The sequence below is a fragment of the Arthrobacter sp. J156 genome, from assembly GCF_056172865.1.
This window is the reverse complement of the sequence record NZ_CM149650.1, coordinates 2,853,876-2,876,899: the sequence shown is the minus strand read 5'-3', so window position 1 is coordinate 2,876,899 and position 23,024 is coordinate 2,853,876. Positions and strand designations below refer to the sequence as shown.

Annotated in this window: 22 protein-coding genes; 11 read left to right on the top strand and 11 right to left on the bottom strand. The window is 67.0% G+C overall.

The window, feature by feature from the left end; all coding sequences use genetic code 11:
• Window positions 1-2 precede the first annotated feature (2 nt).
• Window positions 3-1,466 (top strand): MinD/ParA family ATP-binding protein, encoded by a 1,464-nt coding sequence (locus AC0QR5_RS13260; RefSeq protein ID WP_329864041.1) that lies wholly within the window; start codon window positions 3-5, stop codon window positions 1,464-1,466.
• Between the two features lie 484 nt (window positions 1,467-1,950).
• On the opposite strand, the gene AC0QR5_RS13255 is transcribed toward AC0QR5_RS13260, so the two are convergent.
• The 8 genes from AC0QR5_RS13255 to AC0QR5_RS13220 form a co-directional block, all read right to left on the bottom strand.
• Entirely contained in the window at window positions 1,951-3,189 is a 1,239-nt protein-coding gene (locus AC0QR5_RS13255) for an IS256 family transposase (protein ID WP_475372533.1), read from the bottom strand.
• A 268-nt stretch (window positions 3,190-3,457) separates the two neighbouring features.
• Entirely contained in the window at window positions 3,458-4,555 is a 1,098-nt protein-coding gene (gene ccsB, locus AC0QR5_RS13250) for a c-type cytochrome biogenesis protein CcsB (RefSeq protein ID WP_329863803.1), read from the bottom strand.
• Between the two features lie 3 nt (window positions 4,556-4,558).
• Window positions 4,559-6,229, bottom strand: a complete 1,671-nt coding sequence (gene resB / locus AC0QR5_RS13245; RefSeq protein ID WP_329863805.1) for a cytochrome c biogenesis protein ResB — start codon at window positions 6,227-6,229, stop codon at window positions 4,559-4,561.
• 99 nt (window positions 6,230-6,328) lie between these two features.
• Window positions 6,329-7,006 (bottom strand): TlpA family protein disulfide reductase, encoded by a 678-nt coding sequence (locus AC0QR5_RS13240; protein WP_329863807.1) that lies wholly within the window; start codon window positions 7,004-7,006, stop codon window positions 6,329-6,331.
• 86 nt (window positions 7,007-7,092) lie between these two features.
• A complete protein-coding gene (locus tag AC0QR5_RS13235) occupies window positions 7,093-7,836 on the bottom strand; it encodes a cytochrome c biogenesis CcdA family protein (RefSeq protein ID WP_329863808.1) in 744 nt (247 codons plus the stop codon).
• Window positions 7,837-7,995: 159 nt separating this feature from the next.
• Window positions 7,996-9,561 carry a multicopper oxidase family protein gene (locus tag AC0QR5_RS13230; RefSeq protein WP_329863810.1) on the bottom strand — a complete coding sequence of 522 codons (1,566 nt, stop codon included), beginning with the start codon at window positions 9,559-9,561 and terminating at the stop codon, window positions 7,996-7,998.
• Window positions 9,562-9,721: 160 nt separating this feature from the next.
• Window positions 9,722-10,222: a hypothetical protein gene (locus AC0QR5_RS13225; RefSeq protein ID WP_329863812.1), complete on the bottom strand. Its 501-nt coding sequence runs from the start codon at window positions 10,220-10,222 to the stop codon at window positions 9,722-9,724.
• 37 nt (window positions 10,223-10,259) lie between these two features.
• A complete protein-coding gene (locus AC0QR5_RS13220; protein WP_329863813.1) occupies window positions 10,260-11,114 on the bottom strand; it encodes a F510_1955 family glycosylhydrolase in 855 nt (284 codons plus the stop codon).
• A 156-nt stretch (window positions 11,115-11,270) separates the two neighbouring features.
• On the opposite strand from AC0QR5_RS13220, the gene AC0QR5_RS13215 reads away from it, so the two are divergent.
• From AC0QR5_RS13215 to AC0QR5_RS13195, 5 genes are all read left to right on the top strand, one after another.
• Window positions 11,271-11,972 (top strand): response regulator transcription factor, encoded by a 702-nt coding sequence (locus AC0QR5_RS13215; RefSeq protein ID WP_329863814.1) that lies wholly within the window; start codon window positions 11,271-11,273, stop codon window positions 11,970-11,972.
• The gene (locus AC0QR5_RS13210; RefSeq protein WP_329863816.1) at window positions 11,969-13,102 is read left to right on the top strand and encodes a HAMP domain-containing sensor histidine kinase; all 1,134 of its coding nucleotides are present in this window, start codon (window positions 11,969-11,971) and stop codon (window positions 13,100-13,102) included. Before AC0QR5_RS13215 ends, AC0QR5_RS13210 begins: the two co-directional genes overlap by 4 nt.
• Window positions 13,103-13,175: 73 nt before the next feature.
• A complete protein-coding gene (locus AC0QR5_RS13205) occupies window positions 13,176-13,508 on the top strand; it encodes a heavy-metal-associated domain-containing protein (protein ID WP_329863818.1) in 333 nt (110 codons plus the stop codon).
• Window positions 13,509-13,721: 213 nt separating this feature from the next.
• The gene (locus AC0QR5_RS13200; protein ID WP_329863843.1) at window positions 13,722-15,746 is read left to right on the top strand and encodes a heavy metal translocating P-type ATPase; all 2,025 of its coding nucleotides are present in this window, start codon (window positions 13,722-13,724) and stop codon (window positions 15,744-15,746) included.
• Window positions 15,747-15,793: 47 nt separating this feature from the next.
• Window positions 15,794-16,459, top strand: a complete 666-nt coding sequence (locus AC0QR5_RS13195; protein WP_329863819.1) for a DUF305 domain-containing protein — start codon at window positions 15,794-15,796, stop codon at window positions 16,457-16,459.
• 173 nt (window positions 16,460-16,632) lie between these two features.
• On the opposite strand, the gene AC0QR5_RS13190 is transcribed toward AC0QR5_RS13195, so the two are convergent.
• The 3 genes from AC0QR5_RS13190 to AC0QR5_RS13180 all read right to left on the bottom strand — a co-directional run bounded on the left by AC0QR5_RS13190 (window position 16,633) and on the right by AC0QR5_RS13180 (window position 17,762).
• Complete coding sequence (locus tag AC0QR5_RS13190; RefSeq protein WP_329863821.1) at window positions 16,633-16,989, bottom strand: DUF305 domain-containing protein; 357 nt, start codon at window positions 16,987-16,989, stop codon at window positions 16,633-16,635.
• A gap of 2 nt (window positions 16,990-16,991) precedes the next feature.
• Window positions 16,992-17,237 carry a hypothetical protein gene (locus AC0QR5_RS13185; protein ID WP_329863823.1) on the bottom strand — a complete coding sequence of 82 codons (246 nt, stop codon included), beginning with the start codon at window positions 17,235-17,237 and terminating at the stop codon, window positions 16,992-16,994.
• Between the two features lie 114 nt (window positions 17,238-17,351).
• Window positions 17,352-17,762: a four-helix bundle copper-binding protein gene (locus tag AC0QR5_RS13180; RefSeq protein ID WP_329863825.1), complete on the bottom strand. Its 411-nt coding sequence runs from the start codon at window positions 17,760-17,762 to the stop codon at window positions 17,352-17,354.
• 384 nt (window positions 17,763-18,146) lie between these two features.
• On the opposite strand from AC0QR5_RS13180, the gene AC0QR5_RS13175 reads away from it, so the two are divergent.
• From AC0QR5_RS13175 to AC0QR5_RS13155, 5 genes are all read left to right on the top strand, one after another.
• Window positions 18,147-18,848 (top strand): C40 family peptidase, encoded by a 702-nt coding sequence (locus tag AC0QR5_RS13175; protein ID WP_329863827.1) that lies wholly within the window; start codon window positions 18,147-18,149, stop codon window positions 18,846-18,848.
• 442 nt (window positions 18,849-19,290) lie between these two features.
• Window positions 19,291-21,015, top strand: a complete 1,725-nt coding sequence (locus AC0QR5_RS13170) for a gamma-glutamyltransferase (protein ID WP_329863829.1) — start codon at window positions 19,291-19,293, stop codon at window positions 21,013-21,015.
• A gap of 5 nt (window positions 21,016-21,020) precedes the next feature.
• Entirely contained in the window at window positions 21,021-22,223 is a 1,203-nt protein-coding gene (locus AC0QR5_RS13165; RefSeq protein ID WP_329863831.1) for a DUF418 domain-containing protein, read from the top strand.
• A gap of 357 nt (window positions 22,224-22,580) precedes the next feature.
• On the top strand, window positions 22,581-22,793 hold the full coding sequence (locus tag AC0QR5_RS13160) for a heavy-metal-associated domain-containing protein (RefSeq protein WP_188806897.1): 213 nt from the start codon (window positions 22,581-22,583) through the stop codon (window positions 22,791-22,793).
• Window positions 22,790-22,987, top strand: coding sequence for a hypothetical protein (locus AC0QR5_RS13155; RefSeq protein WP_329863836.1), 198 nt, complete (start codon window positions 22,790-22,792; stop codon window positions 22,985-22,987). Before AC0QR5_RS13160 ends, AC0QR5_RS13155 begins: the two co-directional genes overlap by 4 nt.
• The last annotated feature ends 37 nt before the right edge of the window (window positions 22,988-23,024 follow it).

The window sequence follows — 23,024 nt, the reverse complement described above, 5'->3', positions numbered from 1 at the left end:
AGATGATGGAAACTCAAGCACTCGACTTCCCCAAGATCAACGCCGTTCTGCGGACCAACGGAACCGGCGAAGTCACCATCAACGGAACCTCCCACGCTATCGAGGCCGCCGACGAAGCCGCTGTCCTTGGCGAGGCGCTACGCCTCATCTCTGAAACCGCTGCTCAGCTCGGCCGACCCGTCCGCGTCAGCACCACCGATCCGGACGGGCAGGGCCTCATCATCGTCTCCCCCGAAGGTGTTGTCAGCGAGGCCGCTCCGATCAAGCCCACCCCCAAGCGGGAGCAGGACACCTTGCCCGTTACGGCAGCCCCTTCGCCCGAAACAGCCAAGGCCACGACTACGGCCGCGCCTGCTCCCACGCCAGGTTCGGTGCCCGATGCCTCTCCGGCCGAAGAAGTGCCGACACGCCCTGCCGACGATGCGCCAGTGACCTTCGATGCAGCTGTTAAACACGCGGCCGCCCAGGGACCCGCACGGGCCGCCACAGCAGCTGCAGCTGAGCCTGCCACTCAGCGCAGCCTCAAAGACACCTCATTCCTCATCAGCGCGCCCGTGCTCCAGCCGGCCACGCGCGGCTGGCGTGGCGTTCTCAGCCGCCTGGGCTTCCGCATGGACCCCTCGCCTGAAGAGCTGGCCGAACGCGAGGGCATCCGCACAGTGAGCCAGCACTGGCCGGGCCCCCGCACTGTAGCTGTCGTCAACCGCAAGGGCGGAGCGAACAAGACCCCTACCGTCGTCATGCTCAGCGCGATTCTGGCCCGCTACAGCGGCGCGGCGACCGTCGCCTGGGACAACAACGAATCCCAGGGCACCCTCGGCTGGCGCACCGAAAAGGGCGGCCACAACAACAGCGTCCTGGACCTCATCGACTCATCCCATGCCCTGCTCTCCCCCAGCGCCCAAGCAGCCGAGATCGCCCAGTTCGTCCACCACCAGACCTCAGACAAGTTTGACGTCCTGCGCTCGGACGAAAACGAGGAGGGCGACCACGAAGTGACCGCAGAGGAGGTGGACATCGCCCACCAGGTACTCACCCGCTACTACCGTTTGATCGTCATGGACTCCGGAAACACGGCCCGCGCCGCCAACTGGCGGCGAATGATCCATCACACCAACCAGCTCGTGGTCCCCGTGACAGCCATCGAAGACCGCGCCGAAGCCGCGCGTCTGACCCTCCAAACGCTGGAATCCCGCGGCGGCCACGACGCCGAACTGGCCCGCAACGCCGTCGTGATCGTGTCCGAGTCCACCGACGCCAAGCGCAGCATGAGCGGTGATGCGCTCAAGCGCGCCAAGGACGAGGCCCGACGGATCGCTGACGGCTTCGCCCCCCATGTACGCGCCGTTGTCCGCATCCCCTACGACCCCGCCCTGGTCAACGGACCCATCCGCTACGACGCACTCCAGCCAGCCACCCAACGAGCCTGGCTCGCCGCAGCCGCCGCCGTCGCAAAAGGCTTCTAAAAGAGATGAAGCCGACACGCCGTACTTTATGTCCGGTCCCCAGCGTTTCAGAAACTAACGTGAGGGGCATGGCAATTCAGAAACGCGCACGCGGAGGACGCCCTTCTAAAGGGGACCGTCATGTTCTGACTACCCGGCTCCCCGTTGCAGACGCAGAAAAGTTGTTCGCTGTTGCAGATCACCAAGGGCAGTCGGCTAGTGAGTTCATCGCACATGCCGTTGCTGAGAAGCTCGCCGCTATCGACATGACATTCGTTAGCGGTCAGGAGGAACTGCCTATCGGCCGTATCGCCTCTTAAAAGAGGAAGGCCCGCACTAGGCGGGCCTTCTCGGAAGCATTAAGTCCAGATCCAGTTCTTGGCGGGACACGATCTGAACTTTTGACAACACCCACGCTGTGGGTGCCATTTGTGTTACCTCGAAAGGAACTACTGCACACCATGGGGGTCTGTCAGATTAACGGTGGATCTGGCCTGGCGCATTGTCAGTTGATTCGGCCTTCGAAGGTGATAGCGAAGGCGTTGAGCGCGGGCTTCCACCTCGTGACCCACCGTGCCCGACCTTGCCCCGTCGGGTCAAGCGACCGGGTCACGAGATACAGGCATTTCAGCGCGGCAGCGTCGTTGGGGAAGTGCCCGCGGGCACGGACGGCGCGCCGGTAGCGGGCGTTGAGCGACTCGATCGCGTTCGTGGAGCAGATGATGCGGCGGATCTCGACGTCGTAGTCCAGAAACGGGATGAATTCCGCCCATGCGTTCTCCCAGAGCTGCCGGATCGCGGGATACATGGTGCACCACTTCTCGGCGAACTCCTCGAACCTGGCCCTCGCGACAGCTTCGTTGACGGCGGTATAGACCGGCTTGAGGTCGCGGGCGATCTGGTCCCAGTACTTCCGCGACGCGTATTTGAACGTGTTGCGGATCAGGTGGATGATGCATGTCTGCACCGTCGTCAGCTCCCACGTCGTGTTGATCGCGTCCGGGAGGCCTTTCAGCCCGTCGCAGACGACGATGCAGACGTCCTCGACGCCGCGGTTCTTGATCTCGGTGAGCACGCCGAGCCAGAACTTCGCGCCCTCACCACCGTCGCCGGCCCAGATCCCGAGGATGTCGCGTTCCCCGCCCGTGGTGACGCCGACGGCGACGTAGAACGGTTTGTTGCGCACCTGCCCGTCCCGCACCTTCACGACGATCGCGTCGATGAACACCACCGGGTAGACGCGGTCCAACGGACGGTTCTGCCACTCGGTCATCTCCTCGATCACCTTGTCGGTGATCTTCGAGATCGTGTCCTTCGAGACGCTGGCTCCGTAGACATCGTCGAAGTGCGCCGCGACCTCACCGGTCGTGAGCCCGCGCGCGGTCAATGACAGCACGATCTCGTCGATCCCGTCCAGCCGACGCTGCCGCTTGCGCACGATCCTCGGCTGGAACGACCCCTCACGATCCCGGGGAACGTCGATCTGCACTGCACCGACCTCGGTCATCACGGTCTTCGCCCGCGTCCCGTTACGGGCATTCTCGCCGGTGCTGGGCTGGTGCTTGTCATAACCGAGGTGCTCGGTCATCTCGACCTCGAGCGCAGTCTCCAGCACCCGCTTCGTTAGCCCGGCGAGCAGCCCGTCCGGGCCGACCAGGCTGACGCCCTTCTCCTTCGCTTCCGCGAGCAGCTGCTCCGCGATCTGCTGCTGATCGATGATCTCTCCCGTCACAGGATCAATCATCTCGATGACATCGGTCATCGCCTTTCCTTTCGGTCAGGCCAGGACCAGATACACCGTTCGTCTGACACTCCCGGATCGAGGCTTAGCCGCACCCGGGTGTCCCCGCTGCGCCTATGGGGCTAGGACCTACGTCCTGGCTGCTGGGCTTCAAGGTCGGATCGGTCCGCCGGTGCCGGACCCTGGTTGGGCACAGGTCGACGAGGCCTCATCCGCTGTAGGTGAGAGGTCGGCTTCTGACGTCCTGAGTTATCGGTCCCTCTCCGCGTTTCTATGAGGGAAGGCCAGCGTAGGAGTGCAGTCCGGGGAAGTAGATGTTGACGATGGTGAAGTTGAACACCACGCAGGCGTAGCCGATGATCGACAGCCAAGCGGCGCGTTCCCCGGTCCAGCCGCGGGTGGCGCGGGCGTGGAGGTAGCCGGCGTAGACGACCCAGATGACGAAGCTCCAGACCTCCTTGGTGTCCCAACCCCAGTACCGGCCCCAGGAGGCCTCGGCCCAGATGGCACCGGCGATCACGGTGAACGTCCACATCATGAAGCCCACCGCATTGAGGCGGTAGGACCAGTTCTCCAGGCTCAGCGCCGAAGGGACCAGGCGCATGAAGGCCAACCCGCCGGTGGCGCCAGTGGGTGCCTTGGCCTCGCGGCGGTGCTGGATGAGCTGCAGGATGCTCGTTGCGAAGGTCAGGGTGAACAGCGCCGAGGCCAGCACGGCGATGGAGACATGGATGACGATCCACGGGGACTGCAGCGGCGGCTGCAGGTATGCGATCGGGGTGGGGAAGCCCATGGTGGCCGCGGCCATCATGATGACCACGAGCCCGGAGGCGAACGTCCCCAGGAAGCGGATGTCCTTGCGGATCAGGAACAGCAGGTACACCACGGAGACCAGCAGTGCGCCGGTGGTGCAGAACTCGTACATGTTGCCCCACGGCACCTGGCGCGCGGCCAGGGCCCGGGCGATGACCGCGAAGGCGTGCAGGGCGGCGGCGATGACCATCAGTGCCACCGCGACGTTGGCGGCCGGGCGGCGCGTGGCCCCGGTGTAGTCCATGTCCTCGTCCACCAGGCCGCCCCCCGCGTTCCCGGCGGCCGGTGATGTCGTCGTGCCCGGGCCGTGGCCCGGCGTCGGGGTGCTTGCCGGCCCGCCCACGGCCCCGACTAGTTGCTTGTGGCGGGCCTCAGAGGAGCGGGCCACATCGGTGCGCTCCTGTTGTTCGGCCAGTTCGGCCTCCAGGGCCCGGATGGTCTTGGAGGAGCTGGCCATGTCCAGGGCGAAGGCGATGAAGGCCGCGGCGTAGACGATGGCGGCGATCAGCATGAACAGGTCGCTGTAGGCGGCCAATTGATAGTTGATGGGTTGCATGGGTTACTCCACTCGGTTCTGTGCGGCACCGGCGACGACGATGGGTCCCTCGGTGCTCTCGGTGTCTTCTGGTGCCTGCACCGGCCACAACTTCTCAAACTGCCGGCGCAGGGTGAGGTTCTCCTCGCGCAGGCCGAAGTCCTCGCCACGGGCCAGCAGGCCGTACTCCACCACGGTGGACCCATCGGGGCCCGTGGTGCCACGCACCCACGCGCGGCGGCGGCGCACGAACAGGCTCACGCCGAGGGCCACGAGGGCCAGCACGGCGAAGAAGCCCACGCCCCACTTGCCCGGGTCGTAGAGGATGTCCAGCCCCACGTAGCGGCGCAGGCCGTCGAAGCTGATGGAGCCCTTGCCCTCGGGCAGCTCGTAGGACTCCCCGGGCTTGAGCGTGATGCCGCCGGCCTCGAGGTTCCGGGAGTTCAGTTCGGTGAGGTTCTCGGTGTCCAGCACATACACATTCTGCGGGTCGCCCTCGTCCAGGCCCAGGTCGCCGTAGTAGGAGTTCAGGTTCAACTCCGGGTTCAGCGGGGCAGGATCGAGCGAGACCGCCACCCCGTCCTCGCCGGTGTAGGCGGCGGGCAGGAAGAAGCCGACGAAGCCGAGCTGATCTGGTTCGGCATCTGGGGCCTTGATAGTCATCAAGGAGGTGAAGACATTGTCCTGGACCTGTGCCACCACCGGGCCCTGCAAGGCGATGTCCCCGTTGCCGTCCCGGACGGTGACCACAGGGGCGTACCCGTTGCCGACCAGGTAGACCCGGGTGCCCTGGATATCCAGTGGATGGTTGACTTTCAGCTCGACCTCTCGGGCAGTGTCATCAGGACCGTCCTGCACGTCCAGTACGGCCGTGTAATCTAGCGGCTGGCCGTAGTGGGTCGGGGACTGCCGGTCATAGACGTACTCGAAACGCTTCAGGGTCATCGAGAACGGAGTGAGCATCTCCTCGGAGAATGCACTGCCCGGGGTGAAGGCGTCGTAAGCGATCAGGGTGTTCGCGAAGCCCTCCCCCTCCACGATGATCTTCTGTCCCGAGTAACTCAGCAGGCCGCCGACGGCCATGAAGGCCAGTACCCCGATGAGGGACAGGTGGAACACGATGTTGCCGACCTCTCGCACGTAGCCGCGTTCGGCACCCACGGAGGCGCCGCCGTCGGGCTCCTCGCGGATATCCGTGCGGTAGCCGCGCTTCGTGAGCAGCTTCGTCGCTTGAGCCACCGCCTCCCGAGGGGAAGGCCCGGCGGATTCCAGCACGACTTTGCCGTACTCGGGCAGGCGGCTCAGCCGGCGAGGGGTCCGCGGCGGGGCGGAGCGCAGGTCCTGGGCGTGCTTGACGGCGCGCGGGAAGACGCAGCCGATCAGTGAGACGAACAGCAGCAGGTAGATCGCCGAGAACCAGACGGAGGAGTACACGTCGAACATCTGGAACCGGTCCAGCCACTCACCCAGCACCGGATTGTCGTCGACGTAATCCTGGACGATTCCCGGCCCGGCCGGGCGCTGCGGGAACAGGGACCCGGGCACGGCGGCCACGGCGAGCAGCAGCAGCAGCATCAGCGCGGTGCGCATGGACGTCAGTTGGGTCCACATGAACCGCAGGGTGCCCCAGAGGCCCAGGGCGGGCAGTTCCGCCTCCGGGCGCCGGCGGGGATCCGGTTCGAGGGTGCGGTTCATCTGCGCCCCTTGCCGTCCGGAACGAGCGGGGTCGGTCGGCCGGGGGCCTCAGTGGCCTGGGGGGCGGCGTATGGAAAGGTCGGGAGGGCCATGGTGGGCTCAGGCCTGCTCGTCCAGCACCGTGGTGATCAAGGTGCGCAGTGTGGATCGCTCGGCGATCCCCAGGATCCGGGCCGAGACCCGTCCCTGGCGGTCCAGCACGATTGTGGTGGGCACGGCCTGCGGTGGTACGTAGTCGGTCATGGCCAAGAGCACCTGGCCATTGAGGTCCTCGACCGAGGGATAGGTGATGCCGAAGTTGCGCTCGAAGGCCTGCGCGGTGGCGACCGTGTCCCGGACGTTGATACCGAGGAATCGGACGCCTTCGGGTTCAAACTGCTCGTGTAGGGCCTGCAGGTCCGGAGCCTCTACCCGGCACGGGGCACAGGCGGCGTACCAGAAATTGAGTACCGCCGGGTCGCCGGTCAGGTCGTTCGCGCTGATCGGTTCGCCGGAGAACAGGGCGGAGCTGAACTGCACCGGTTCGCCGCGGTCCTCCTCGGCGATCTCCAGAACCGACCCGTCACCGGCGATGTAGTTCTTGCCGTCGGCGTTGCCGGCTTGGGCAGCCAACGGGTCGTCGCTCGAACAGGCGGCCAGCAACGGCAATGCGGCGAGCCCGGCCAGTCCCGCCAGGACCTGGCGGCGTCCGGTGCGGCGCAGAAGGCCGGGGACGCGGCGATCGGGTTCACGGGGATGTTGCAAGGCGGACAAGATGTACCTCCGGTACTTCTTCATCGGGAGTAGGCCGACCTTTCAGATCTCCAGGCTGTATAAGGACAGTGATGGTCCTGAAAGGCTGGCCGTGCGGGGGCGTTCGGGGTTCAGATGGGGGTGGTAAAGGTGCCGGCGAGGTTCTGCAGTTGATAGATCCAGGCCGTCCAGATGCCGGTGGCCATTAGGACGCCGACCAGTACGAGCAGGGTGCCGCCGGCGATGTTGAACGCGCGCATGTGGCGGCGCACGAAGCCCAAGGTGGTGCTCACCCAGCCCAGGCCTCTGGCGACGAGGACGAAGGGTATGCCCAGTCCCAGGCAGTAGGAGAATCCCAGTAATGCCCCGCGCCAGGGGTCGCCGGTGGTGGTGCTCAGGGCCAGGACGGCACTGAGGGTGGGACCCATGCAGGGCGTCCACCCGAGGCCGAAGCCCACACCCAGCAGCGGTGCTCCGGCCAACCCGGTTTTGGGTTTGAAGGTAGGGGTCTTGGTCCTTTGCATAAAGGACAGCATGCCCATCAACGCCAGGCCCATGAGGATGACGATGACGCCCAGGATACGGATCAGCAGGTCCTGCCAGCGCAGCAGCCATCCGCCGATTAGACCGAAGGCGGCGCCGTAGAGGGTGAACACGGCGGCGAAGCCGAGGATGAACAGGCCCACCCCTGTCATGACCCGTCGGCGGTTGTCCGGCCGGGTCGGGTCGGACAGACCGGAGACGTAGCCGAGGTATCCGGGGACGAGCGGAAGGATGCAGGGCGAGAGGAAGGAGACGAGCCCGGCGATGGCTGCCAGCGGGATGGCCATCAGCAGCGCCCCGGACTGGACGGTCTGAGCGAAGTACTCGCCCATCTACTTCTTCCTTGGGGTTATGGCCGTACATCGCGGCCGGAGGTCCTGGATGGACCGGTCGTCGGTGTGGTGGGGGTGGGTGGGCGATAGTGGCATGGTCTTTCCTGAACGGGCCCCGGGCGACCGCCCGGTGGTTGGAGGGGTGAGGAACAGGGTGGCTCAGTGGATGTAGGAGAAGACGCCCATCATCCCGGCCTCGGCGTGGTAGGCGTTGTGGCAGTGGGTCAGCCACTGTCCCGGGTTGTCCGCCTCGAAGTCGAAGACGATGGTTTGCCGGGGTTTGACGATGACCGTGTCCTTGCGTGCTCCGTTGTCGGCCAGCTGGAAGGTGTGGCCGTGCAGGTGCATGGGGTGCCACATGTCGGTGTCGTTGGTCATCGTGACCCGCACACGCTCGCCCAGCCGGAGTTCGAAGGCACCGTCAAAGGGATTGGCCGGGTCGAAGCGGCGCCCGTTGATACCCCAGTCGTAGTCGGCCATCGATCCGGTCAGCCGCAGCTCATGGCTCCTGGTCGGGTCCTTGGGCGCGAGCAGGACGGATTCGTGGGCCTTCAGCCGGCTGCCATCGAGCACGGTTCCGCCCAGGGTCTGCGGGAGCCGTCCGGAGAGGGCGGTGTTTGATCCGGCGTGGATGATGCCGTAGGCGTGGCCGGTCTTGCCCTCGGGCAGGGCCAGTACGGGCACGGCCTGGTCGCCGAGGGTGACCAGCACATCCAGGCGTTCTCCCATGCCCAAGACGACGGCATCGGCCTGACGCGGCTGGACCGGGAACCCATCGGTGTGGGTGATGGTCAGTTCCTGGCCGGGGATCCCAACCCGGTAGGCGGTGTCTCCGGCGGCATTGATCAGTCGCAGGCGGATACGGTCGCCGGGCTTGCCGTCGAGGGTGTCGGGTTCGGCTGGGGGGCGGCCGTTGAACAGGTGCACGGGGATCTTCACGTCGCCGGCATCCCCGCCCAGATAGTCGCTCTCAGCCCCCATGAGCATGTGCTTCATGGGCATGCCGGAGGAGCTGTCCTCGCTCATGGACCCGTGATCCATCCCCTCCATCCCCTCCATCCCCTCCATGTCACCGGACATGTCCATTCCGGCGGAGAGCTCCTCGACGACTTCCTCGGGCGTTCCGGTGATCCCGTCGAGCCAGTCGTCCAGGATCACGACCCATTCCTGGTCGTAGTCGAGGGTTTCGTCGGGATCCTCGACGATCAGCGCCCCATACAGGGCGCGTTCGCGCTGGGTGTCGAAGTGAGAGTGGTACCAGTACGTGCCCGGATGGGAGAGTCGGAATCCGTACGTGTAGGTTCCTCCTGCGGCGATGGGTTCCTGGGTCACTCCCTGGACTCCGTCGGCGTCATTGCGCAGGGCCAGCCCGTGCCAGTGCACGCTCGTTTCCTCCGGGAGATCGTTGGCGACGGTGACGTTGAGCCGGTCTCCGGTCTTGGCGCGCAGCAGCGGCCCGTTGAGGCTGTTGTCGTATCCCCAGGTGGACAGACGCTGGCCATCGAGGGAGGTCTCGAAGGGTGCGGCGGAGAGCCGGTTGGCGACGGTGGCCCCTGAGGTGGCGCGTCGTTTCTCGTATTCGGCGATCAGCGGGTCGGTAGGCAGGATGCGCCCTGACGGTCGGGGGCTGGTCGCGGGGTCGGAGCAGGCGGCCAACCCGGCCACGGCGAGGGCGCCGACGGAGGCTCCCAGGAAGGCGCGGCGGGTGGTCAGTGGGGATGTCATCGGTTCTTCTTTCCTTCTCCCGATCACCTGCCGCAGGCTGGTACGACGGGGGGACGGGTATGGCTCATCAGTTGCTGATGGGGTGGTGGCCCACAGGCTGCTGCGTGCCGTCCTCATGCAAGGGGGCGGCTGTGCTTGCCGGTGGACACGACCGGGCATCCTAGGTGCGGTTGATGGCCAGTTGAACCAGTGAAGGAGTCCAGGGAAGCCTGAAGTGGACAACCCAGGGCAGCGGGGGCGCGGTAAGCCCCTGCCCGGGAAATGACGTGAGCTCCCGGGGCTCTAGATCCAGGACGAGGGAAGACGTGGTTAGGGAGGAGGCGCAGGTGTCGCCCCCGGCCTCCAGCGCACAATACGGCAACCCGCTGCCGCCTGCATCATCATATTCAGGAGGCTGGGCCGTGAGCGCGTCTGCGGGTGCCCAACCGGCAGGGCTGGCGGTCGTCGGCCCGGGAGGCTGGGACACCGTTGAGGCGGAGGTGTCGATGCCGGCCATCACCGCGCCGGTGCTCACGCCAGCATGCATCCCGAGCAGGCCGAGGAGCAGCACGAGGATGCCCAGAACCGGCCGGAGGGCGGTCCGACGGGATAGGTCAAGGCGGTGAAGATGTCGGCGTTCCGCCATCGGCACTGGCCTTTCCTGTTCGTCCTTGCTGGTCATGGTCCGGTTTAGGACCCGCGGCTTGGCGCGGCATGGGTCACAGCAGCGGTTCGGTGGTGTTCCCGCCGTCGGTGGTGCGTAGGACGGCCGTGCCGATGACCAGGAGTGCTTCGACCTGCCCGTCGTCAGTGATGCTGGCTCCCAGGGCGGAGGCCGTGTCGGCCAGCGGGTCACTGGAGGTCCAGGTGTCGCCGCCGTCGGAGCTGGTCAGCAACCGGCCGTCGGTACCCGCACCGACGACGGTGGTGTCGTCGGCCCAGGCGACCAGGTGCATCAGCTGCGGGGTGTCCAGGGTGATCCAGGTGGCACCGTTGTCTACTGACCGCAGCATCCCGGCTTCGGTGGTGGTCAGCACGGTCCCGGTTTTCGGGGAGATGGCCAGGGACGCGGGTGGGGTAGGGATCGTGAGGGTCTGCCAGTTGATTCCGTCGGCGCTGGCACGCAGTTGACCATCGAAGCCGAGGACGCCGGCCGGGCCGGCGGCCAGGGCGTGGAAGTCGGATTGGCCGCCCCGGGAGAGCACCTCCCAGCTCAGACCGTGATCCGTGGACTCGGCCAAGCCCAACGGTTCGGGCAGGTCGGTACCGGGCGCCGGGTGGCCGGAGGCCAGATAGCGGCCCTCGGGCGTCACGGCGAAACCCATGAGATCCACCACCGGGCCCACCTGGACCAGCTCGCGGTCCTGGAGGCGGAACAGGCCCTCGTGGGTGGCCAGGAGCACGACGCCGTCGTCGGGGTCGCGCACGATGGCATGGATGTGGGTGATCGCCGTGCCCGGGGTCTGCGTGTTGGCGTCTTGGGGGCTTGAGGTGTTCGGCACGGTGCAGGCGGTCAGGGTGCCGACACCGATCAGGCCGAGTCCGCCGGCGAGCAGGGTTCTGCGGGTAGTCATGGTGCCTTTCCGCCCCGATCCGATTGCGGGGCCACCTACCATTGTCCGCCGGAGGCTCAGGGGCTCCGGACGGTTTGCCTTGAAGGTTTGATGAAGATTCCCCGGTCTGGTGTCTTGGGTCGCTCTCCGGGCCGTGAGCCGGGGGAAACTGAACACATGAACTTTGGCACGGGCTCGTCCACCGGGCGGGTATTGGTCGTCGATGACGAAAAGCCCCTGGCACGCATGGTCGCCACCTACCTGGAGCGGGCCGGCTACGAGGTCACCACCACCCACACCGGACCCGATGCGGTACAGGCCGCCCGCACGCATGATCCCGACGTGATAGTCCTGGACCTGGGCCTGCCCGGACTGGACGGGATCGAGGTGTGCCGGCGCGTGCGGGCCTTTTCCGAGTGCTACGTGCTGATGCTCACCGCCCGGGGCAATGAACCGGACCGGCTGCAAGGGCTGGCAGTGGGCGCCGATGACTACATCACCAAACCCTTCAGTGTCCGGGAACTGGTCGCCCGGGTGGGGGCGGTCATGCGGCGGCCCCGCACGACGGCAACCGTCCCAGAACCGGCACGGGCCTTCGGGCCGCTGGTGATTGACCTGGTCGCCCACGAAGCCCACGTGGACGGGAAGCCGGTAGGGCTGACGCGCACGGAGTTCGACCTGCTGGCGGCCCTGTCGGGACGTCCCTATCAAGTGTTCTCCCGGCGTCAGCTGATCGATATCGTCTGGGATCCGGGGTGGGTGGGGGATGAACGACTCGTGGATGTACACATCGGCAACCTGCGCCGCAAACTCGACGAAAACCCCGGGCGCTATGTCGACACGGTCCGCGGGGTTGGCTACCGGATGGCAGAACAGTGACCGGCCAGCGACGTTACCGCGGCCTGGCGGCCCGGTTCTTCCTGGCCCAGTTGCTGGTGGTGGCGGTCAGCATCCTGGCCGCGGTGGCGGTGGCCTCCCTGGCCGGCCCCCCGCTGTTCCACGAGCATTTGGAACAGGCCGGGGCCGGGCATGATGCGACCCAGATGCTGCACGTGGAGCAGGCCTACCGAGACACCAACTTCTGGACCCTGGGCGTGGCCTTGGCCACCGCCCTAGTCTGCTGCCTGGTGTTGACCTGGTATGTCGCCCGCCGGATCCAGAACCCCATCCATGCCCTGACCCAAGCGGCGACGGCTATGGCGCGCGGCAAGTACGACACCCGGGTCCCGGCCATGGGGGCAGGGACCGAGGTGGAGGACCTGGCCGCCTCGTTCAACACCATGGCCGAGCGGCTCGAACGCACCGAGGACACCCGCCGTCGGATGCTCTCGGACTTGGCCCACGAGATGCGCACTCCCATCTCCGTGCTCACCGTCTACCTCGAAGCCCTGCAGGATGGAGTCTCACGCTGGGGCGAAGCCACCGGCGAGCTCATGGACGAACAGCTGGCCCGCCTCACCCGGCTGGTGGAAGACATCCACGACGTCTCCCGGGCGGAGGAAGGACGGATCGAGCTCGATCGCACCATCGAATCGGCGGGCGAGTTACTGCAGGCCGCCGCCGAAGCCCATCGGGACACCTATGCCGCCAAGGGCGTGGCCTTGATCCTGAATCCGAGCCAGGACATCGCGACCGTGGAGGTCGACCGCCAACGCATGGGTCAGGTGTTGGGCAACCTGCTCACCAACGCCTTGCGCCACACCCCCGCAGGTGGCCAGGTAACCCTGGACGCTCGGCAGAGTGCAGGAGGGATCACGCTCAGCGTCAGCGACACCGGCGAGGGCATCCTCCCTGAACACCTGCCGCACATCTTCGAGCGGTTCTACCGCGGGGACACCGCCCGGGACCGGGACCACGGCGGGTCCGGGGTCGGCCTGGCCATCTCCCGGGCCCTGGTCCAAGCCCATGGAGGGTCACTGACCGCCAGCTCCGCAGGTTCGGACGCCGGGGCGACGTTCACCGTCCACCTGCCTGCCCAAGGCGACGGAAACCACTCCACCACATCTTGATTGATACCCTACAGGGGTATATACCGGGAGGAGGGCGCAGTCCCACCGCCCACATCCGACGAAGGAGCCCATCATGACCGAACCGATGTCCAGCCCCCTGCCGATGGCCTCCGGCGGCTGCTCGTGCTGCATCCCGGACGCCGCCCCTACTCCGGGCTCCGACGCCGCGGAGACGTCTTTCCCTGCCGCTTCCGGGACCTCCGCCACGTATCGGGTGGAGGGGATGACCTGTGGGCACTGCGTCGGAACCATCGCCGGAGCGGTGAGCGCCCTGCACGGGGTGGACGACGTCAGGGTTGACTTGGTGGCCAGCGGCATTTCCCCCGTCACCGTTACCGGCGCCGCCTCCTCAAACACCGTGCGGGCGGCCATCGAAGAGGCCGGCTACCGCGTCCTGACGTCCTGATCACTTGGCCCACCGCCTTGGCCCGTAGGGGGCCAATGGGAAGGAAATATCATGAGCAACTCGCACCACCACGGCGACCACCATGCCGGGCATGACCAGCACGCGGATGAAGACACGCACGGGCAAGCTATGCCCCAGGGACACGCCCACTCCGCGGTGGATGAAGACCATGCGGTTCACGACCACGGGGAGCATGCCGGACACTCGGTGGCGATGTTCAAGAACCGGTTCTGGCTCTCACTGGTCCTGTCGATCCCGGTGGTGGTCTTCAGCCACATGGTCGCCGACCTGCTCGGTTACCGGGTTCCGGAGTTTCCGGGCTCATCGTGGATCGCCCCGGTGCTGGGTACCGTGATCTACTTCTACGGCGGTATGCCCTTCCTCAAGGGCGGGATCACGGAGCTGCGCACCCGCCAGCCCGGGATGATGCTGCTGATCGCGATGGCCATCACGGTGGCCTTCGTGGCCTCCTGGATCACGTCCCTGGGTCTCGGCGGATTCATGCTGGACTTCTGGTGGGAGCTGGCCCTGCTGGTGGTCATCATGCTGCTGGGCCACTGGATGGAGATGCGCGCCCTTGGCGCGGCCTCCTCCGCCCTGGACGCTCTGGCCGCCCTGTTACCGGACGAGGCTGAGAAGGTCACCGAGGACGGCACTACCGTCACCGTTGCGATCGGTGAGCTGGCGGTCGGGGACACAGTCCTGGTCCGCTCCGGGGCTCGCGTGCCCGCCGACGGGACCCTGACCGAGGGCACGGCCGAGTTCGACGAGTCCATGATCACTGGCGAATCCCGGTCCGTGGCCCGCACCGTGGGCGAAACGGTGGTGGCCGGGACCGTGGCCACCGACAACACCGTGCGGGTACGCATCGAGGCGACCGGGACTGACACCGCCCTGGCGGGCATCCAACGGATGGTCGCCGACGCCCAAGAATCCTCTTCGCGAGCCCAGGCCCTGGCCGATCGGGCCGCCGCGCTGCTGTTCTGGTTCGCCCTGGCCGCGGCCATCATCACCGCCGTCGTCTGGGTGGCCATCGGCCGGCCGGACGACGGCGTCACTCGCACCGTCACCGTGCTGGTGATCGCCTGCCCGCACGCCCTGGGCCTGGCGATCCCGCTGGTGATCGCGATTTCCACCGAACGCGCCGCCAAGGCTGGGGTGCTGATCAAGGACCGGTTGGCTCTGGAACGGATGCGCACGATCGATGTGGTCTTGTTCGACAAGACCGGCACCCTGACCGAAGGCGCGCACGTTCTCACCGGAACCGCACCGGCCCCGGGAACCTCCGAGGCGCAGCTGCTGGCTTACGCGGCCGCTGCCGAGGCCGACAGCGAGCACCCCGTGGCCCGCGCCATCATCACCGCTGCCAACGACCACGCCGAAGCCGCCGGACTGGGCCTGCGCGGCACCGGGTTCCAGTCCGCCACCGGCCGCGGGGTGAAAGCGACCGTGGGCGGATCGGAGGTCCTCGTGGGCGGGCCGAATATGCTCCGCGAACTCGCCCTGGACACCCCCGAGTCCCTCGCCGCTGACACCCGAGCCTGGACCGACCGGGGTGCCGGAGTGCTGCACGTGGTCCGTGACGGTGTCGTCATCGGAGCGGTGGCCGTAGAGGACAAGGTCCGTCCCGAGTCCCGGGCCGCCGTGGCCGCTCTGCACGAACGTGGGGTCAAGGTCGCCATGATCACCGGCGACGCCCGGCAGGTCGCCGAGGCCGTGGGCCGGGACTTGGGCATCGACGAGGTCTTCGCAGAGGTGCTGCCGAAGGACAAGGACTCCAAGGTCACCGAGTTGCAGTCCCGCGGGCTGCGCGTGGCTATGGTCGGCGATGGCGTCAACGACGCCCCCGCCCTGGCCCGCGCTGAGGTTGGCATCGCGATCGGTGCCGGCACCGACGTGGCCATGGAATCGGCCGGCGTCGTGCTGGCCGGCAATGATCCACGCGCCGTGTTGTCGATGATCGAGCTCTCGAGGGCCAGCTACGCCAAGATGATCCAGAACCTGGTTTGGGCCACCGGCTACAACCTGGTCTCCGTACCCCTGGCCGCCGGCGTGCTCGCCCCCATCGGCTTCGTGCTCTCCCCCGCGGTGGGCGCGATCCTGATGTCCGCCTCCACCATCGTGGTCGCCCTCAACGCCCAACTGCTACGTCGGATCGACCTGGATCCTGCCCGACTGGCCCCGGCCAGCGGCCCGCAACGGCACACCACACCCCAGCCCGCGACCGCCACCAGCTGACCGCGGGCCCGGACCCCCTATCGAAACTCCCATCGGAAGGAACCCTGATGAAACGCAACACCACCACCCTGGCCGCCCTGACCCTGGCCTCCGCCCTGACGCTGACTGCGTGCGGCACCGGCGCCGAAGACAACGGCGCCGGTTCCGAGTCCACCCCGGCCACCAGCTCGGCTGCTGCCACCTCCGCGGCCACGGATACCGCTGCCCCGTCCGCCACGGCCACCGGCTCGGCCGAGGAGATCTCGGCCGAACACAACGACGCGGACGTGATGTTCGCCCAGATGATGCTCCCCCACCACGAGCAGGCCGTTCAGATGAGTGAGATGCTGCTGGCCAAGGACGACATCCCGGCCGAGGTCGCTGACTTCGCCCAGCAGGTCATTGATGCCCAGGGTCCGGAGATCGAGCGAATGAACGCCATGCTCGCCGCCTGGGACGCAGAGCCCATGGGGGACATGGAGGGCATGGACCACGGCGGGATGAGCGGGATGATGTCCGAGGAGGACCTGGCAGCCCTGGAAGAAGCCCAGGGCGCCGAAGCGGCCCGGCTGTACCTGGAACAGATGACAGCCCACCACGAGGGCGCCGTCGAAATGGCCCAGGACCAGGTCGACAGCGGCCAGAACCCCCAGGCCGTGGCCCTCGCCGAACAAGTCATCACCGCCCAGGAGGCCGAGATCGCCGAGATGGAGCAGATACTCGGAAACCTCTGACGGGATCCACCGCCCCCTCTTGATCGGCTCTGCCCGTGCCGCTGTTGCACTGAAAGGACCCACACGGCCCCACCCGCCCAGGCAGATGGGGCCGTGTGGGTCCTGGAGCATCGGTTGGCGTCCATCCGACCCGTGATCCTCGACAGGGCGGAGGTGCGCCCTGAGGGGAACCGTCAGCCGGTGGGGCACTGGCGTTCGGCCGGCTCCTCGTAGTCAGGCACGGACCGTGCTTGCGCCTGTTCGGGGGTCGTGGCGACCCCGTTACGCTCGATATCCTCGATCAGCCAGTCCATTTCGAAAATTTCCCGCCGCTGGGCCTCGCTGATCTCCACGGCCAGCTCGCAGACCCTGACGTCCTCGATACCGGCTCGCTCGGACCTCGTGATGGCCAGCGAGTGGTGCGGGATCATGGCGCGCATGAAGTCGCTGTCGTCCACGGTCGCCTGGCTGCGGTCCAGGACGATGCCACCGCCCAGAAGCACCGCGCTCACGAGCACCACGGCCACGTTAGCCTTTGGGTTCCGGTACATGTTCAGCATCCAGGCGAGCATGACCAGGCCCATCGCCCCCCCATGGTCAAGGCCATGAACAGCCGGCTCTCGCTCCAGCGGATGTGTCCCCACTCCCAGGAACCGGCGAACATCGTCCAATACATGACCACCATGCCGGTCAGGATCATCGCGGCGAACCGCAGATACATTTTCAGAGAGCGGCGGGGCGCGTGGTGACCCCCGTCGCGATCACCACCCTGGTCACTGCTGTGTTCTGTCTTGGGCACGTCGGGTTCTCCTTCTGCGGGGATGCTTTTGTACCGTCGCGCCAGTCAGGGCCAGCAGCACATGTTCCACGCCTGATTGCCCTGACTGGTATTCCGGCATCGGCCGGGCTGTGCTCAGCCCAGCGAGGCGAGCAGTTCGGCGCACGCCTGCTCGCAGCGCCGGCAGGCCTCGGCGCACACCTTGCAGTGCTCGTGCATCTGCGCGTGCTTCTCGCATTCGTCCGCGCAAACCTGGCAGGCGGTCCGGCAGGCCTCGAGCAGGGCACGAGTGATCTCGGCGTTGTTGCCGGTCTGGCGGGACAGCACACGGCCGGTGGCCGCGCAGATGTCGGCACAGTCCAGATTGAATCGGATGCACTGGGTCAGGTCAGCGACCATGTCCTCGGCCAGGCACGCGTCCGCGCAGGCCGTACAGGTCTGGGCACACTCGAAACAGGCCTCGATGCACTCGGCCAGCTTCTCCTGGTCGATGTTCCCCAAGTCCTTCGGGTAGGTCTCCAGCATCGAGCTCACGTGATGGGTCATGGCTTACTCCTTCATCGGTGCGGTTCGGAAGACGAACCGGCCAGAACCGGCCCGCCATGCAACCGACCGTAGACCCCCACTCGGCCCGGATGAAGGGCCCAACCTTGAAGATTCCGTGAAGATCCCTGCCGGCCACGGGCTCCGACCGGGCCGTTCGAGCGGGCGGCTAGGCCCGAAATGACGGCCTTTCCGGTCCCGGCTCAACCCTGTATCGGCTCGGAACCTCAGCATGCCGGCAAGTTGCGACCAGATAACGAATCTGTATCGTTGCATAACGTTCTGGTCACAGACCATTTCGCCAAAAGGGATGGCCGGCTAAATGCCGGATCTCGTGGCCGTGGGAGAAGTTCAGAACATGTACGCCAATGTCTACCGAGGTAACCCATGTCCTACCCCACCCGTCGTGCCCGCATCGAGGCTGAAGCCCAGACCCGCCGTTCCCACCGCCGCCGTTCCCTCACCATGGGTGCGGTAGGCCTTACCACCGTGGTGGGAGCCACGGTGGCCGGCATGGGCCCGGCCGCTGCCAACGAAGGCGCCTACTCCGCTCCCAGCGGCTCCACCGCCAATGCCTGGACCTGGGACTCCGGAACCGCAACCGAGACATCCCGCTCCTCCGGGGCTCACACGCACTCATCAACGACCAGCGGTGAGCCGGCCCAGGACATCCAGCGGGCCTCCTACTCCACCGCTTCCTCCAGCAGCAACGGTTGGGGAGCGGCCGTGCAGTGGGCCACGGCCAAGGCTGCCGATCCGAGCGTCGGCTATGTCTGGGGCGGCAATGGCCCGACCGGCTACGACTGCTCCGGCTTCACCCAGAACGCCTTCGCGCAGGCCGGCATCGAGCTGCCCCGGAACTCCAAGGCCCAGTACGCCGCCGCCAGCCAATACGTCTCCCTGGACAACCTCCAGGTTGGTGACCTGGTCTTCTGGTCCAACAACGGCTCGGCCTCCGGGATCTATCACGTGGCCATGTACATCGGTGACGGCAAAATCGCCCACGCCCGCAATCCTCAGATGGGGGTGGCCGTGACGGATGTCGACTACAGCCCGTGGAACATGATGGGTACCGCCGCCCGCTACTGAACGGTACGCAATCAGCGTGTTCCGCAAGGCAAAGGCCTGCAGGGCCGCTCGGTGCCTGACCGCGCCTCTTCCAGCGGGCCCCGGATGGTGGGCTCGGATTAGACGCAGCGGTTCGGCGGGGCCCTTGGCGAAGGTCGTCCCGGCCACGGTGCACAAGGGCACTGAGCGAGAGGAATCAGCTTGTGCAACGCGTGTTCCCGCGTCGGCCACAGACCGCTGAGGGAGCCGGGCGGTCCTGTCCCCGGTTCTCTCACGTCGGTGGCACCTCCGCCGGTGCGGCGAACTCGTCTGGGATCGTACGTGGGCAAGACTTATCTGTGTCTCAAACGTTATATTCCCAGTTCCCGCCGTCGTGAAGGACCTCATGAAAAGCCTCGTCTTCCGGGCGGCATCTGCCCTGGCCGCAGCACTGCTGATGACATCATGCAGCGCGCCTTCCCCTGTGCCGAGCACTGCCGGGGAAGCAGACGGCACCGGCCCCGGCACTTCCGCCTCTCGCACGCCCGCCGCCCCGTCGTCGGGTGCCACCAGCCCGACGACGGAATCCGAGCCGGGACAGCAACTCCAGCAGCACGCCGTGGCCGCGGCCCATCCGGAGGCCGTCGAGGCTGGGATGGACATCCTGGCCCAGGGTGGCAATGCCGCCGACGCAGCTGTGGCCACGGCCTTCGCCGTGGCCGTGGTGGAGCCCTATGCCTCCGGGATCGGCGGCGGGGGCTCGGCGATTCTGGCCGGCCCCGGCCGCGAACCGGTCAGCTACGACTATCGCGAAGTGGTGGCCCAAGACGGCAGGATCCCGGACTCCGGCACGGGTGTCCCCGGCTTCGTGGCGGGACTCGCCGAGCTCCACGCCGAGCACGGCGACCTGGACTGGCAGGAAATACTGGAGCCAGCCATCGGCCTGGCGGGCGATGGCTTCCCCGTCTCGGAGTTCCTGGCCCAGCGGTTGCGCTCCGACTTCGGCCCCGCTTCCATTGAGGAGCTCAACCATTACCACGACGCTTCCGGCGATCCGCTAGCCGCCGGCGATCCGCTAGCCGCCGGCGACCGGCTGGTCCAGCGGGATCTGGCCCAGACTATGACCACTTTGGCCCAGGAGGGACCGGAGGCCTTCTATACCGGCAGCCTGGCCGAGGAGCTGACCTCGGTGGACGGCCTGGACGCCGATTCCCTGGCCGCCTATGAGTCGGAGCAGGTCGTGCCGGTCGGCGGTGCCTTCGGGGATTACGAGGTCCTCTCGGCCGCCCCTCCGCTGCCCGGTGCGGCCTTGGTCCAGCAGTTGCAGCTCGCCGAGGCCTTGGGCATCGACGGCCACGAGCCCGGTAGTCCCGGATACGTAGACCGGCTCTCCGAGGCATGGATCGCTGCCGAGGGTTCGGTGAAGCACCTGATCGGCGACCCGGACTTCGTGGACGTCCCCGTTGATCGGCTCACGGATCCCGAAGCCAACGCCCGGATCGCCGAGCAGGTGAATCTGCTGGCGGGTGGATCCGACGCCGGTGCCTCCACGGGGCCGGACGCCCGCGAGGGCGTCGTGCCCGGCGCCGGGGACGGACTGGTGCAGGCCGGGGGTCAGCCCGTGACGGCAGGGAACACGACGCACCTGACTGTGGTGGACCAGGACGGTTTCATGGTGTCGATGACCAACACGCTCACGAGTTTCTGGGGCGGCAACGAGTCGGAGTACGTGGGCGGGTTCTTCCTCAACAACCAGCTCTCCCGGTTCGCCACGGAGGAGTCGGAGGCCAACCAGCCGGAGCCGGGGCGCAAGTCCGTGAGCTGGTCGGCCCCGAGCATGGTGCTCGACGACGAGGGCAGGCCGGTGCTCGGGCTGGGCAGCCCGGGAGGACACCAGATCCCGAACATCCTCACCGGCGTGCTGGTGGCGTGGGGCCTGCAGGGCGCCACACTGCAGGAGGCCGTGGATGCACCCCGATTCCACCTGCAGGACGGCGTGCTGGCCGTGGAGGAGGAGCCCTCCCCTGAGCTGGCCGAACTGATCGCGGCACGGGACTGGGAACTGCAGCGCACCGAACGTGATCAGGCGATCTTTGGTTCCGTGCAGGCCTTGGAGATCGACTACGAGACCGGTCAGATCACCGGTGCGAGGGACAACCGCCGGGAAGCGGACGTGGCCATCGCCGACTCCCGGACGGGAGCAGAATGACAGCCATGGGCACTGTTCCCTTTTCCTTCGACCAGCCCGACGGTGAACGGCGGATCCCGCGTCCGTCCGACGGCGGCACCGGTCAACCGGGGCGTGACGACCACGGAGCCAGCGTGGGACGCGCCGGCGACGGACGGTCCGACGGCAGAGGGCAAGGTGGACGACTGGTCGGTCTGGACGTCGCCCGGTCGATGGCAATCATCGGGATGATCGCCGTCAACGTGGGCCCCCGGGGCGTCGACGGCATCCTGGGCACGCTGTACGACCTCCCCCTGGGGCGGGCCTCCCTGCTGTTCATGCTCTTGGCCGGGGTGGGGACATCCATCATGACCCGGTCCGTGCGCGCCCCCGGCAATGCGTCCATGCCGTGGCGTACCCTCCTGTGGCGGGCGGCGCTGCTGCTGGTCGGCGGCTTGGCCCTGCAGTTGGCCGGCCACGAGGCGAGTGTGATCCTGCCCTTGTATGGGCTCCTTTTCATCGCCTGTCTGCCATTGCTGAAGGCACCCGGCTGGTTGCTGGCCGCCCTGTCCGGCGCATCCCTGGTCCTCGGCCCGCTGGTCTGGCTGGCAGTGCGGAGGGAATCTGACGCGTTCCAGGTCACGGAGCCGACCCTGCTGGACCCACCCGCTGAGATCCTGGGCGGCATCCTCTTCACGGGGTCTTACCCGCTGGTGGTGTGGGCGGCTCCCTTCCTGATAGGGATGCTGCTCGGACGGCTCGACTTGCGGAACCCGGCCCTGCACCGACGGCTGGTGTTGTGGGGTGCGGTGGCAGCCGTGGGCGCGTACCTGCTCTCGCAGCTCCTCATCCTGGTCCTGGGCGCGCCGGGCCGGACCGTGGGGCTGGACCGGCTCGTCTCGGCAACCGCCCATTCCCAGATGCCGTTGTGGCTGGTCTCCAGTTCCGGTGCCGCGCTGTTCGTGCTGGGCCTGTGCCTGATGGGGGAAAGGTTCGTGTCCCGGCACCTTTCCGTGTTGGCGGCCACCGGCCGGCTGTCCCTGACCGTCTACGTGGGACACCTAATGGCCCTGGCCGTCGTCGTCCGCCCCGGCCCGGACTCCCTGGCCGAAGGGATCCTGGTCACGGCGGTCCTGTGCACCGCGGCGGTCGCCTTCTCCTGGCTCTGGACCCGACGGTTCCAGACCGGCCCGTTGGAGATACTATTGCGCCTGCCGCCGCGGAAAACGACATCCGAACGGAACGGGTAACAAGCACCGTCCACTGCCGATAAGCGTGCTCACGATCTCCCGTACCCAGCACTGCGCTGCGTAATCGGCATGAACCGGATCCGACTGAAGCCTGATCACTCCATAGACGAACGCGGCCGTCAAGCCCAAGTCGTTTCACCTTCTTCCTGAGGTCAATGGTGTGCGTGCTGGCAATCCACACTCGACGCTTTTGTGCGTGGGTGCCAACGGCACCCACGCTGCCGATCGCGAGCCGGATGGCGATTCCGGCTTGGTCCATTTTCTTTCCCGATCGCCCTTGACAGGGATACCCCCTGCCGGTATGAATAGGACTGTACATGTACCCCCCTGGGGTATGAAGTCCAATTGGGAGAGATCATGAATACCACTGAATTTCAGGTGACCGGAATGACCTGCGGGCATTGCGAGATGTCGGTGCGCGAAGAGGTGGAGGAGGTTCCCGGCGTCGAGTCGGTCGAGGTGAGCCACCAGGACGGGACGCTCGTGGTCACCGGCGCCGAACCCGTCGATGAAACCGCGGTCATCTCTGCGGTGCAGGAGGCCGGCTACCAGGCGGTGCGGTCGGCGTGAATGCTGCCGGACGGCTGGGGGCCTACGCCGCGGGGCTGGCGGTGGTCTTCGCCGGCTCCTTCGCGGCCGGCGGAGCCCTAGTGCCGTACGAAACGGTCTCAGCCTGGAAGCAGCAGGCCGAGGAGCTACGAATGGACCAGCACCCCGCCCCCGCCGAATCGCCTGAGCCAGCCGACACGGACGACGACCACTGACCCCGGCCGATGATCAATGAGTGTGGCCGGAACCCCC